At 57.4% G+C, this 12,585-nt stretch carries 14 protein-coding genes; 9 read left to right on the top strand and 5 right to left on the bottom strand.

The genetic code is table 11. The features are described 5' to 3' along the window. The first annotated feature begins 28 nt into the window (after positions 1-28). From yajC to secF, 3 genes are read left to right on the top strand one after another with little or no spacing between them, the layout of a single operon-like run. Positions 29-361 carry a preprotein translocase subunit YajC gene (gene yajC / locus SPL01S_RS05635; protein ID WP_004949246.1) on the top strand — a complete coding sequence of 111 codons (333 nt, stop codon included), beginning with the start codon at positions 29-31 and terminating at the stop codon, positions 359-361. A 25-nt stretch (positions 362-386) separates the two neighbouring features. Continuing rightward, positions 387-2,234, top strand: a complete 1,848-nt coding sequence (secD, locus tag SPL01S_RS05630; protein ID WP_073972023.1) for a protein translocase subunit SecD — start codon at positions 387-389, stop codon at positions 2,232-2,234. A gap of 10 nt (positions 2,235-2,244) precedes the next feature. Next, the gene (gene secF, locus SPL01S_RS05625; protein WP_037432251.1) at positions 2,245-3,213 is read left to right on the top strand and encodes a protein translocase subunit SecF; all 969 of its coding nucleotides are present in this window, start codon (positions 2,245-2,247) and stop codon (positions 3,211-3,213) included. A 78-nt stretch (positions 3,214-3,291) separates the two neighbouring features. Here the strand turns inward: secF and SPL01S_RS05620 are convergent, their stop codons facing one another. Next, positions 3,292-3,852: a SadB/YajI family lipoprotein gene (locus tag SPL01S_RS05620; RefSeq protein ID WP_062869841.1), complete on the bottom strand. Its 561-nt coding sequence runs from the start codon at positions 3,850-3,852 to the stop codon at positions 3,292-3,294. Between the two features lie 185 nt (positions 3,853-4,037). Between SPL01S_RS05620 and nrdR the strand changes: the two genes are divergently transcribed. The 6 genes from nrdR (at position 4,038) to pgpA (ending at position 8,165) form a co-directional block, all read left to right on the top strand. Further along, the gene (nrdR, locus tag SPL01S_RS05615) at positions 4,038-4,487 is read left to right on the top strand and encodes a transcriptional regulator NrdR (protein WP_004949256.1); all 450 of its coding nucleotides are present in this window, start codon (positions 4,038-4,040) and stop codon (positions 4,485-4,487) included. A 10-nt stretch (positions 4,488-4,497) separates the two neighbouring features. Further along, positions 4,498-5,607: a bifunctional diaminohydroxyphosphoribosylaminopyrimidine deaminase/5-amino-6-(5-phosphoribosylamino)uracil reductase RibD gene (ribD, locus tag SPL01S_RS05610; RefSeq protein WP_063198081.1), complete on the top strand. Its 1,110-nt coding sequence runs from the start codon at positions 4,498-4,500 to the stop codon at positions 5,605-5,607. Positions 5,608-5,725: 118 nt separating this feature from the next. After that, positions 5,726-6,196, top strand: a complete 471-nt coding sequence (ribH, locus tag SPL01S_RS05605) for a 6,7-dimethyl-8-ribityllumazine synthase (protein WP_006323924.1) — start codon at positions 5,726-5,728, stop codon at positions 6,194-6,196. Positions 6,197-6,216: 20 nt separating this feature from the next. Then, positions 6,217-6,633 carry a transcription antitermination factor NusB gene (gene nusB, locus SPL01S_RS05600; RefSeq protein ID WP_013811729.1) on the top strand — a complete coding sequence of 139 codons (417 nt, stop codon included), beginning with the start codon at positions 6,217-6,219 and terminating at the stop codon, positions 6,631-6,633. A gap of 52 nt (positions 6,634-6,685) precedes the next feature. After that, a complete protein-coding gene (gene thiL / locus SPL01S_RS05595) occupies positions 6,686-7,669 on the top strand; it encodes a thiamine-phosphate kinase (protein WP_004949265.1) in 984 nt (327 codons plus the stop codon). Further along, complete coding sequence (gene pgpA / locus SPL01S_RS05590; protein WP_170865747.1) at positions 7,611-8,165, top strand: phosphatidylglycerophosphatase A; 555 nt, start codon at positions 7,611-7,613, stop codon at positions 8,163-8,165. Before thiL ends, pgpA begins: the two co-directional genes overlap by 59 nt. Before the next feature lie 46 nt (positions 8,166-8,211). On the opposite strand, the gene SPL01S_RS05585 is transcribed toward pgpA, so the two are convergent. The 4 genes from SPL01S_RS05585 to xseB form a co-directional block, all read right to left on the bottom strand. Next, entirely contained in the window at positions 8,212-9,186 is a 975-nt protein-coding gene (locus SPL01S_RS05585; protein ID WP_063198080.1) for an aldo/keto reductase, read from the bottom strand. 109 nt (positions 9,187-9,295) lie between these two features. Continuing rightward, complete coding sequence (gene dxs / locus SPL01S_RS05580) at positions 9,296-11,161, bottom strand: 1-deoxy-D-xylulose-5-phosphate synthase (protein WP_063198079.1); 1,866 nt, start codon at positions 11,159-11,161, stop codon at positions 9,296-9,298. A 34-nt stretch (positions 11,162-11,195) separates the two neighbouring features. Next, positions 11,196-12,116, bottom strand: a complete 921-nt coding sequence (gene ispA / locus SPL01S_RS05575) for a (2E,6E)-farnesyl diphosphate synthase (RefSeq protein ID WP_063198077.1) — start codon at positions 12,114-12,116, stop codon at positions 11,196-11,198. Between the two features lie 5 nt (positions 12,117-12,121). Then, positions 12,122-12,385 (bottom strand): exodeoxyribonuclease VII small subunit, encoded by a 264-nt coding sequence (xseB, locus tag SPL01S_RS05570; RefSeq protein WP_004949276.1) that lies wholly within the window; start codon positions 12,383-12,385, stop codon positions 12,122-12,124. Positions 12,386-12,585: the final 200 nt, after the last annotated feature.

The following is a 12,585-nucleotide window of genomic DNA, read 5'->3' as shown; positions in this document are numbered from 1 at the left end:
TAATTGATAACTTAATGAGGGAATTTCAATGAGCTTTTTCATTTCTGACGCCGTCGCATCCGCAGGGGCCCCGGCTCAGGGAAGCCCGTACTCTCTGATCATTATGCTGGTCGTGTTTGGTCTGATTTTCTATTTCATGATCCTGCGCCCGCAGCAAAAACGCGCTAAAGAGCACAAGAAGCTGATGGACTCGATTGGCAAGGGTGATGAAGTGCTGACCACCGGTGGCCTGATTGGCCGCGTGACCAAAGTGGCTGACACCGGCATCATCGCCATTGCGCTGAACGACACCACGGAAGTGATGATCAAGCGTGACTTCGTGGCGGCCGTTCTGCCGAAAGGTACCATGAAGGCCCTGTAATTTTGTTTTCCCGAAGGGAATTGCCGTGCTAAACCGTTATCCTTTGTGGAAGTATCTGATGCTGATCGTGGTGATCATCGTCGGTCTGCTTTATGCGCTTCCCAACCTCTATGGTGAGGATCCGGCTGTACAAATCACTGGCGCGCGCGGTGTCGCCGCCAGTGAAACTACGCTGGACCAAGTCCGTACCGTATTAGAAAAAGACAATATCGCGAGCAAGTCGATTGCGCTGGAAAATGGCGCCATCCTGGCTCGCTTTAAAGATCCTGACGTTCAGTTGCGTGCCCGTGAAGCCTTGATGGCGGAGCTGGGCGACAAGTTCGTCGTCGCGCTGAACCTGGCTCCGGCCACGCCGGCCTGGTTGGCCATGTTGGGCGCCGAACCGATGAAGCTGGGCCTGGACCTGCGTGGTGGCGTGCACTTCCTGATGGAAGTGGACATGGACACCGCGCTGGGCAAGCTGCAGGAACAAACCATGGATACCCTGCGCAGCGAATTGCGTGAAAAGGGCATTCCTTATGCGTCTATCCGCAAGCTGGACAACAACGGCGTGGAAGTTCGCTTCCGTGACGATGGCGCCCGCGATCAGGCCATCAGCTACATTACCCCGCGTCAGCGCGATCTGGTGCTTTCCGCCAATGGCACCAACACCCTGAAAGCCAGCCTGACGGATGCTCGTCTGAGCGAAGCGCGCGAATATGCGGTGCAGCAGAACATCACTATCCTGCGTAACCGCGTCAACCAGCTCGGCGTTGCCGAACCGCTGGTGCAGCGCCAGGGCTCTGACCGTATCGTGGTTGAATTGCCGGGTATCCAGGACACCGCACGCGCCAAAGAGATTCTGGGCGCTACCGCTACGTTGGAATTCCGCTTGGTCAACACCAACGCGGATGCGACAGCCGCGGCCAACGGCCGTGTACCGGGTGATTCCGAGGTGAAAAACACGCGCGAAGGCCAGCCGGTAGTGCTGTATAAGCGTGTGATCCTGACCGGTGACCACATCACCGACTCTACCTCCAGCACCGACGAATACAACCAGCCGCAGGTTAATATCTCGCTCGACAGCGCCGGTGGCACGTCAATGTCCAACTTCACCAAGGACAACATCGGCAAACCGATGGCGACCCTGTTCGTGGAGTATAAGGACAGCGGCAAGAAAGACGCCAACGGCCGTGCGATTCTGGTGAAGCAGGAAGAAGTGATCAACGTGGCGAACATTCAGTCACGCTTGGGCAACAGCTTCCGTATCACCGGTATCGGCAACCCGAACGAAGCACGTCAGCTCTCGCTGCTGCTGCGCGCCGGTGCGCTGATTGCACCTATCCAGATCGTGGAAGAACGTACTATCGGCCCAACCCTGGGGCAACAGAACATTACCCAAGGTCTGGAAGCCTGTTTGTGGGGCCTGGTGGCTTCTATCGTGTTCATGGTGGTTTGGTACCGTAAGTTCGGCATGATCGCCACGACGGCGCTGGTGGCCAACCTGGTGCTGATTGTCGGCGTGATGTCCTTGTTGCCGGGGGCGACACTGACCATGCCGGGTATTGCCGGTATCGTGCTGACGCTGGCGGTGGCGGTCGACGCCAACGTACTGATAAACGAACGTATCAAGGAAGAGCTGAAGAATGGACGTTCCATTCAACAGGCGATCCATGAAGGCTATAAAGGCGCGTTCTCCAGTATTGTTGACGCCAACATCACCACCCTGATCACCGCCATCATTCTGTACGCAGTGGGCACCGGTTCGATCAAGGGCTTTGCGATTACGACCGCAATCGGTGTGGCGACGTCCATGTTCACCGCAATTGTCGGTACCCGTGCCATCGTCAACCTGCTTTACGGCGGCAAACGCATTAACAAGCTGTCTATCTGAGGAGTGCGTTGTGGCACAGGATTATACTGTTGAACAACTCAACTACGGCCGTAAAGTCTATGACTTTATGCGCTGGGATTACGTGGCCTTCGGCATTTCATTGCTGCTGTTGGTCGCGTCAATCGCCACCATGTCGGTACGCGGGTTTAACTGGGGTCTGGATTTTACCGGCGGTACGGTAATCGAAATCAGCCTGGAAAAGCCGGCTAACCTCGATCTGATGCGCGATACGCTGGAAAAAGCCGGGTTCCAGGACCCGATTATTCAGAACTTCGGCAGCAGCCGTGACGTGATGGTGCGTATGCCACCGGCGACCGGCACTGCAGGCCAGGAACTGGGCAATAAAGTGATCGGCGTGATCAACGACGCGGTGGATAAAAACGCCACCGTGAAGCGTATCGAGTTCGTCGGCCCGAGCGTGGGCAGTGAACTGGCGCAGACCGGCGGTATGGCGTTGCTGGTGGCGTTGATCTGTATCCTGATCTACGTCGGTTTCCGCTTCGAATGGCGCCTGGCGCTGGGGGCGGTTATTGCGCTGGCGCACGACGTGATCATCACTATGGGCGTGCTGTCGCTGTTCCATATCGAGATTGACCTGACCATTGTCGCATCATTGATGTCGGTTATCGGTTACTCGCTGAACGACAGTATCGTGGTTTCCGACCGTATTCGTGAGAACTTCCGCAAGATCCGTCGCGGAACGCCTTACGAAATCATGAACGTGTCGTTGACCCAAACGTTGAGCCGTACATTGATGACCTCCGGTACCACCTTGATGGTGGTGCTGATGCTGTACATCTTCGGTGGCGCCATGCTGCAGGGCTTCTCGTTGGCGATGCTGATCGGCGTGTCTATCGGTACCGTATCCTCTATCTACGTAGCGTCCGCGCTGGCGTTGAAACTGGGTATGAAACGCGAGCACATGCTGCAACAGAAAGTGGAAAAAGAGGGCGCAGATCAGCCTTCGATTCTGCCTTAATACGCTGATTTTTTCGGTGAAATAAAAAGGAGTGCCGTTTGGCGCTCCTTTTTTTTGCCTGCGGCGAGGGAGTGCGGATCAGTGTTGCTGCACCACCGCCGGTTGGGCGGTCGGAACGATACTGTGTAGCCGGACAAAGCCCAGTTGCTCCGGCGTCAGGCCGCTAAAGCGCAGTTCGAAATTCTGCTCCGGCTTCGGCAACAGCGAGTCTGCACTGGCGACCGGTTGTGACAGCGAGTCGGCGGTTAGCGGTTTACCGGTGACGGCATCCAGTTGCCCCCATTCCACCACCGCTTTAAATGCCGGCAGCGAAGCCTGCGAGAGCGTGCGAACGTGCAGCAATGCCTGGGTGCCGTTGGCTTCGGCTTTTACGTGGCTGAGCGACACGCTCAGTTCGCCGATGCTGCTTTGCAGGCGCGCGGCGTTATTGGCCGCAGGCAGCAGGTAGACGCCGCTGGTAGAGTTCTGATTCAGCTGGTTCTGCTGTTCCAGCACCGTGGCTTGCTGGGTCAGCGTAGTTAATTTCTGATTCAGTTCAACCACCTGGTGGCGGAGCTTCGGCACCTCATGAGTTTGCGCGCAGCCCGCCAGCAGAACAAGCGCGCTGAGCAGGAAAACTTTCGGATAAGGGGTTGTCATGGCGGCGATTTCCTATTCAATATCTCCTGTTATCAGCTTAGCCCGCCCGGCGAGGAAAGTCATGCGCGCCGCCGTTTTAGCGCCATTCGGTATCGCGGCTCGCAACAAATGGTCGACGGCCTTTGTTGTGACCGTACTTCGGGGTAAACTGCTCTTAACTATGAAAACGTTTATCAGGACGTGTTATGCATTGCCCTTTTTGCGCCGCCGTTGATACCAAAGTCATTGATTCCCGTCTGGTGGGTGATGGTTCGCAGGTGCGCCGTCGCCGCCAGTGTTTGGTTTGTAATGAACGTTTCACCACCTTTGAAGTGGCTGAGCTGGTGATGCCACGGGTGATAAAAAGCGACGAAGTGCGTGAGCCGTTCAACGAAGACAAACTGCGTCGCGGCATGCTGAAAGCGTTGGAAAAACGCCCGGTCAGCTCCGACGACGTGGAAAATGCGATTAACCACATCAAATCCCAGCTGCGCGCCACCGGTGAACGCGAAGTACCGACCAAGCTGGTCGGCAACCTGGTGATGGACGCGCTGAAGAAGCTGGATAAAGTGGCCTATATTCGTTTCGCCTCGGTTTACCGCAGCTTTGAAGATATTCGCGAATTCGGCGAAGAAATCGCCCGTCTGCAAGACTAAGGGATAGCGCATGCATAACGACGAATTTTATATGGCACGTGCCTTTGAGTTGGCGCGGCTGGGGCGTTTCACTACCGCACCGAACCCGAACGTCGGCTGCGTTATCGTGCGTGACGGCGAAATCGTCGGCGAAGGTTATCACCTGCGCGCCGGCGAACCCCATGCGGAAGTGCATGCGTTGCGCATGGCGGGCGAGCGGGCGCGCGGCGCCACCGCTTATGTCACGCTGGAGCCCTGCAGCCATCACGGGCGTACGCCGCCTTGCGCTGATGCGCTGGTCGCCGCCGGCGTTGCCCGCGTGGTTGCGGCGATGCAGGATCCCAACCCGGAGGTTGCCGGTCGTGGCCTGTACAAGCTGCAACAGGCGGGTATAGACGTGCGCCACGGCCTGATGTTGAGCGATGCGGAAGCGGTGAATCCGGGTTTTCTCAAACGCATGCGCACCGGTTTTCCTTATGTGCAACTGAAGCTGGGGGCCTCGCTCGATGGCCGCACGGCCATGGCTTCCGGCGAGAGCCAGTGGATCACCTCGCCGCAGGCCCGGCAGGACGTGCAGCGTCTGCGGGCGCAAAGCGCCGCCATCCTGAGCACCAGCGCTACCGTGTTGGCCGACGATCCGTCGCTGACGGTGCGTTGGGATGAGCTGGATACCGCCACTCAGAGCCTCTACCCGCGTGAAAATCTGCGCCAGCCGCTGCGCATTATCCTCGACAGCCGGAATCGCGTAACGCCGCAGCATCGGGTAGTGCAGCAGCCGGGAACGACCTGGCTGGCGCGGTTGCAGCCGGACGATCAGAACTGGCCGCAGGATGTTGAACAACTGACATTTCCGGCGCACGGCGGCGGGGTCGATCTGGTCGTGATGATGATGCAACTGGCGAAACGCCAGGTGAATTCCATCTGGGTAGAAGCCGGCGCTGCGCTTTCCGGCGCGTTGTTGCAGGCAGGGCTGGTTGATGAGCTCATTTTGTACATCGCGCCAAAACTGATGGGCGATAATGGGCGCGGCCTGTGCCGGTTGCCGGGCCTTGAAAACCTGGCCGATGCGCCGGAATTCGTCTTTAGCGAAGTACGGCAAATCGGCCCCGACCTGCGCTTGCGGCTGAAGCCGAAATACTGAATGTAAAGTCTGTTTGCCGCTCCGATTGGCGTTTTACAAAACCGCCGCGCAGGCAGATAAAGAATGTGATAGAATCCGCCCCCCTGCGGGGTATCGAACCCATTTTTAAGGAAAGCCCATGAAAGTTATCGAAGGTGTTGTTGCTACTCCAAATGCCCGTGTGGCGATCGCAATTGCACGTTTTAACAATTTCATCAACGACAGCCTGCTGCAAGGTGCCATCGACGCACTCAAGCGCATTGGTCAGGTTGCTGACGACAACATCACCGTTGTCTGGGTCCCGGGCGCTTACGAGCTGCCGCTGACGGCTCGCGTGTTGGCCAACACCGGCAAATACGATGCGATTATCGCGTTGGGTACCGTTATCCGTGGGGGCACCGCGCACTTCGAATATGTCGCGGGCGAAGCCAGTTCCGGTATCGGCAGCGTTTCTCTGAACGCTGAAATCCCGGTTGCCTTTGGCGTGCTGACCACCGAGAGCATCGAACAGGCTATCGAGCGTGCCGGCACCAAAGCGGGCAACAAGGGTGCTGAAGCGGCTCTGACCGCACTTGAAATGATTAATGTTATCGAAGCTATTAAAGCCTGAATTTAGTTAAGGGGAATTCCGTGAAACCTGCTGCTCGTCGCCGCGCTCGTGAGTGCGCTGTTCAAGCGCTTTACTCTTGGCAGTTGTCTAAAAATGACATTGCCGATGTTGAACACCAGTTCCTGACGGAGCAAGATGTCAAAGATGTGGACATCGCCTATTTTCGGGAGCTGCTGTCTGGCGTGGCGGTGAATGCAGGTCTGCTGGATGGCCTGATGGAACCTTTCCTGTCGCGTCAGCTCGAAGAGCTGGGCCAGGTAGAAAGAGCCGTTCTGCGCATTGCCCTGTTTGAACTGAAAATGCGTCAGGATGTGCCTTATAAAGTGGCTATCAACGAAGCGATCGAACTGGCGAAAACCTTCGGCGCTGAAGACAGCCACAAGTTTGTGAATGGCGTGCTGGATAAAGCAGCACCAAGCATTCGCAAGAAAAAATAAAAAATTAAGGCCGGCATCGCCGGCCTTAATTTCTTCTATTGGAATATCGACCATGGCATGCGGCGAATTTGACCTCATTGCCCGCTATTTTGACCGGTTTAAGAGTCTGCGCCGGGACGTACAGTTGGGCATTGGAGATGACTGCGCACTCCTGACAGTGGCAGAAAAACAGCTTTTGGCCGTCAGTACCGACACCCTGGTTTCGGGCGTTCACTTCCTGCCGGATATCGATCCGGCCGATCTCGGCTACAAAGCGCTGGCAGTCAACCTGAGCGATCTGGCGGCAATGGGCGCCGATCCGGCCTGGCTTTCACTGGCGTTAACCTTGCCTGACGTGAATGAGCCCTGGCTGAAGGCGTTCAGCGACAGCCTGTTCGAACAGCTTAATTATTACGGTATGCAATTGATTGGCGGCGACACCACGCGCGGCCCGTTGAGCATGACGTTAACCATTCATGGCTTGATCCCGGCCGGCCGGGCGTTGACCCGCAGCGGTGCGCGCATCGGCGATTGGATCTACGTTACCGGTACATTGGGCGACAGTGCCGCCGGCCTGGCTATCTTGCAGGATCGCCTGCAGGTAGCGGATACCGACGCCCGCGATTACCTGATTGGCCGCCATCTGCGGCCGCAGCCACGGGTGTTGCAAGGGCAGGCGCTGCGTGATTTGGCCAGTTCTGCGATCGATATTTCCGACGGGCTGATCTCCGATCTGAAGCACGTGCTGAAAGCTTCCGAGTGCGGGGCGCGCATCGTTCTGGATGAGCTGCCGCTGTCGCAGGTGTTGAGCAGCCATACGGACGCTGAACAAGCGCTGCGCTGGGCGCTGACCGGCGGTGAGGATTACGAACTGTGCTTTACGGTGCCGGAAATCAATCGCGGTGCGCTGGAAGTGGCACTGAGCCATCTGGGTGCGGATTACACCTGTATAGGCCAGATTGGTCCACTTTCCGAAGGCATTAAATTCTACCGCAACGATGAAGCGGTGGAGCTGCCGTGGAAGGGCTTCGATCATTTCAGCGCGGAGCAGGCGTAATATGGATGAAGCTAAACGCCGTCTGCGGATGAGCAATCCGTGGCACTTGCTGGCTACCGGTTTCGGCAGCGGCCTGTCACCGGTGGTGCCGGGCACCATGGGATCGCTGGCGGCGATTCCGTTCTGGCTGCTGCTGATCCAACTGCCGTGGCAGCTCTATTCGCTGCTGGTGATGTTCAGCATCTGTATCGGCGTCTATTTATGCCACCAGACAGCCAAGGATATGCGGGTACACGATCACGGCAGCATCGTCTGGGACGAGTTTGTCGGCATGTGGATCACGCTGATGGCGTTGCCGGTTAACGACTGGCAGTGGGTGGCCGCAGGTTTTGTGATTTTCCGTATTCTCGACATGTGGAAACCCTGGCCTATCCGCTGGTTCGATCGCAACGTGCATGGCGGTATGGGCATCATGGTCGACGACATCGTCGCCGGGGTGCTTTCGGCCGGCATCATCTACCTGATTGGCCACCACTGGCCGCTCGGGCTGTTTTGATTACAGGGGCGCAGTTCAACACGGCTGCGCCCTTGAAACCTCCGCGTTATTCAAACCCCGTCACGTGATGCGGCACATAGGCCGTTTCCAGCTCGGCAATCTCTTCCGGCGTTAATGCCAGATCGACGGCGGCCACGGCGTCTTCCAGATGTTCCTGGCGCGAGGCGCCGATAATAGGAGCACTGACCACCGGTTTGCTCAACAGCCAGGCCAGCGCAACCTGTGCACGTGATACACCGCGTTCTTCAGCAAGGGTGGCGACGCGTTCGGCGATAATGCCATCGATACCTTCGGTTTCGTCATACAGATTTTTGCCGACCTGATCGGACACCAGCCGTGCGGTGGTTTCACCCCATGGGCGAGTCAGACGGCCGCGAGCCAGCGGGCTCCACGGCAGCACCGCGATGCCTTCGGCGGCGCACAGTGGATGCATTTCGCGCTCTTCCTCACGTTGAATCAGGTTGTACTGGTCCTGCATGCTGACAAACCGCGTCCAGCCGTGCAGATCGGCGGTGTACAGCGCTTTGGCGAATTGCCAGGCATACATCGACGACGCGCCTATATAGCGCGCTTTACCGGCCCTGACCACGTCATGCAGTGCTTCCAGCGTTTCTTCAATGGGCGTTTCATAATCCCAACGGTGGATTTGCAGCAGATCGACATAGTCGGTGCCCAATCGTTGCAGGCTGTCGTCGATAGACTGCATGATTTTGGCGCGCGACAACCCGCGTTCCAGATTACTCAGGGGGAAATAGACTTTGGTGGCGATCACCACGTCATCACGGCGCGCGTAATCCCTCAGCGCCCGGCCGACGATCTCCTCGCTGCTGCCGTCTGAGTAGCTGTTGGCGGTGTCGAAGAAATTGATGCCGGCATCCAGTGCCTGCTTCAGCAGCGGACGGCTGCTTTCTTCCGGCAGCGTCCAGGCGTGATTGCCGCGGTTGGGTTCACCGTAGGTCATACAACCCAGGCAGATGCGCGAGACGTTCAGATCGGTGTTACCCAGTTTCAGATACTTCATGCTTGCCTCCCAGTGTCAGCACAGATCTATAACTGTAGTGGATTATCGGGATGACTGAGACGAAAAACGCCCCCGCAAAGCGGAGGCGTCGGTCAATCAGGCGCGAGGATTATTGCGCCAGCCAGGCTTCAATTTGTCGCCGTATGCCGGCGGCGTCCAGGCCCAAATCGACTCGAACCTCTTCCTGGCTGCCTTGCGACACAAAGCTGTCCGGCAGGCCGATATTCAGTACCGGCACTGCGCGGCGTTTGGCCATCAGCAGCTCGTTCACGCCACTGCCGGCACCGCCCATAATGGCGTTCTCTTCCAGCGTGACCAGCACCTCGTGGCTGGCAGTCAGCTCCAGCACCAGCTGTTCGTCCAGCGGTTTCACGAAGCGCATATCCACCAGGGTGGCATTGATGTCTTCAGCCACTTTAGCGGCTTCCTGCAGCAGGGTACCGAAGTTCAGAATCGCGACCTTTTCGCCTGCCCGGCGCACCACGCCTTTGCCGATCGGCAACGCGGCAAGCGGTTCCAGCGTCGCACCGGTGCCGTTACCACGCGGATAGCGGACGGCGCTTGGGCCTTCGTTATAGTGATAGCCGGTGTACAGCATCTGGCGGCATTCGTTCTCATCACTTGGCGTCATGATCACCATGGTCGGGATACAGCGCATGAACGACAGATCGAACGCTCCCTGGTGAGTCTGGCCGTCGGCGCCGACGATACCGCCGCGATCGATGGCAAACATCACCGGCAGTTTTTGGATCGCCACATCGTGGATCAGTTGATCGTAAGCGCGCTGCAGGAAGGTGGAGTAAATCGCCACCACCGGTTTGTAGCCGCCAATCGCCAGACCGGCGGCAAAGGTGACCGCATGCTGTTCGGCAATGGCGACGTCAAAGTATTGCTGCGGATAGTCACGAGAGAACTGCACCATGCCGGAGCCTTCGCGCATTGCCGGAGTAATGGCCATCAGAGAGCTGTCTTTGGCAGCGGTTTCGCACAGCCAGTCACCGAAGATTTTTGAATAGGACGGTTGACCGCCGGCACTTTTCGGCAAGGTGCCGCTGGCCGGATCGAATTTCGGCACTGCGTGGAAGCTGATCGGATCTTTTTCCGCCGGCGCGTAACCCCGGCCCTTTTTGGTCATGATGTGCAGCAACTGCGGGCCTTTCAGATCACGCATGTTTTTCAGCGTGGCGACCAGCCCCTGGACATCGTGGCCGTCAACCGGGCCGATATAGTTAAAGCCCAGCTCTTCGAACAGCGTGCCCGGCACCACCATGCCTTTCAGGTGTTCTTCGGTGCGTTTGACCAACTCTTTGATGGGCGGCAGGCCGGACAGCACTCTTTTGCCGCCTTCGCGCAGGGTGGAATAGAGTTTGCCGGAAAGCAGTTGCGCCAGATGATTGTTCAGCGCGCCCACGTTTTCGGAAATCGACATTTCGTTATCGTTCAGCACCACCAGCATATCCGGGTTGATGTCCCCGGCGTGGTTCATGGCTTCAAACGCCATGCCGGCGGTGATCGCGCCGTCGCCAATCACGCAGACCGTGCGGCGATTCTTGCCTTCACGCTCCGCGGCAACCGCCATGCCGAGGCCGGCGCTGATCGAGGTAGACGAGTGGCCAACCGACAGCACGTCATATTCACTCTCAGCACGCCAGGGAAAAGGGTGCAGGCCGTCTTTCTGGCGGATGGTGGAAATCCTGTCGCGACGGCCGGTCAGAATTTTATGCGGGTAGGCCTGGTGGCCAACGTCCCATACCAGATGATCGAAGGGGGTGTTGTAAACATAGTGCAATGCCACCGTCAGTTCGACGGTACCCAGCCCGGACGCAAAGTGGCCGCTGGAGCGGCTGACGCTGTCCAGCAGGTATTGCCGCAGTTCGTCACACAGCTTCGGCAGGCTCTCTTTTGGCAGCGAGCGGAGTTCATCGGGATTTTCCACTAGCGCCAAGGTCGGGTATTTGGCTATATCAAGACTCATTCGATACTCATATCAGAGGAGTTAACGTCACACGTTAATTGTCGCGTTCAATAATGAAGCTGGCTAACGCTCGCAATGGCGCTGTGTTATAAGATTGCGCTGCCAAAGTGTCTAATGCAGCTAAAGCTTCCTGATAGAGATCCCACGCTTTTGCTTTCGCGCTGTCAAGCCCGAGCAAAGCTGGATAGGTGCTCTTTCCGTGTTGCTGGTCCGCTCCCTGGCGTTTACCGATTTTCTCGGTTTCGCCGACAACGTCCAAAATGTCATCCTGTACCTGAAACGCTAGGCCGATCGCCGCAGCGTAACGGTCAAGCTGCGGCAGCGCTGCACGGCCAGGCTCACCGGCGGCCAAAGCCCCAAGGCGAACCGCCGCGCGGATTAATGCGCCGGTCTTGTGGCGGTGTATCTGTTCCAGCGCAGGCAGATCAATTTGCCGGCCTTCAGCCTCAAGATCCAACGACTGGCCACCGCACATGCCGGCAACGCCGCTGGCGGTCGCCAGTTCGGACACCATGGCCAGTCGATCGCGCAGCGCCACGTCGGGCATGTCGGCATCGGCCAGAATGGAAAATGCCAGCGTCTGCAGTGCATCACCCGCCAGGATCGCGCTGGCTTCACCAAATTTGATATGGCAGGTAGGCTGACCGCGACGCAGATCGTCATCGTCCATTGCCGGAAGATCGTCGTGGATCAACGAATAGGCATGAATGCATTCTACCGCAGCGGCCGGCACATCCAAATTATTCAGTGAAACGCCAAACATCTGCCCGGTGGTATACACCAGGAACGGGCGCAGACGTTTGCCGCCCAGCAGCGCGCCGTGGCGCATGGCGGCCACCATGTTGCCTTCATTGAACGGCAGCGGCGCGATAAAATCCAGCAGCGCGCGGTCGGCCCGCTGGCGAAAAGCCTGTAACTGCTCAGAAAAAGCGGGCTGTTGGACGATCTCAGACATGACGATTACTCTGCATCCGGGGTGAAAGGCGCCAGCGCGGCGTCATCGGCGCTGTCGTTAAGTAAAATTTGCACACGCTGCTCGGCCTGTTGCAGCTTCTGTTGGCCCTGACGCGCCAGCTGAACGCCGCGTTCGAATTCATTCAGAGCGTCTTCCAGCGGTAACTCACCCGATTCCAGACGCGTCACGATGTTTTCCAGTTCGCTGAGGGAACTTTCAAAGCTGATGCTTTGCTCTGTACTGTCTGATTGTGCAGGTTTTTTCGGCATAATTTTCTTTTTACATCATCATGTGAACAGTGGCGCCAGAGCCTATCCTAGCGGATTTTGATTAGCAAATCATGGCGCGCATGTGTGGTTTTGTGCACCGGGCTTCACCAGATAGTGATATACTCTGCGCCGCAAATGCGATTGATAAAACATTCGGCACTGCCGTTGGTTTTATCAATCGCATATACATTGTAAATCCT

It is taken from the genome of Serratia plymuthica NBRC 102599 (assembly GCF_001590925.1).
GTDB classification, from domain to species: Bacteria; Pseudomonadota; Gammaproteobacteria; order Enterobacterales; family Enterobacteriaceae; genus Serratia; species Serratia plymuthica.
Note: the sequence above shows the minus strand (reverse complement) of the source record. Positions and strands in the feature narration are given on the sequence as shown.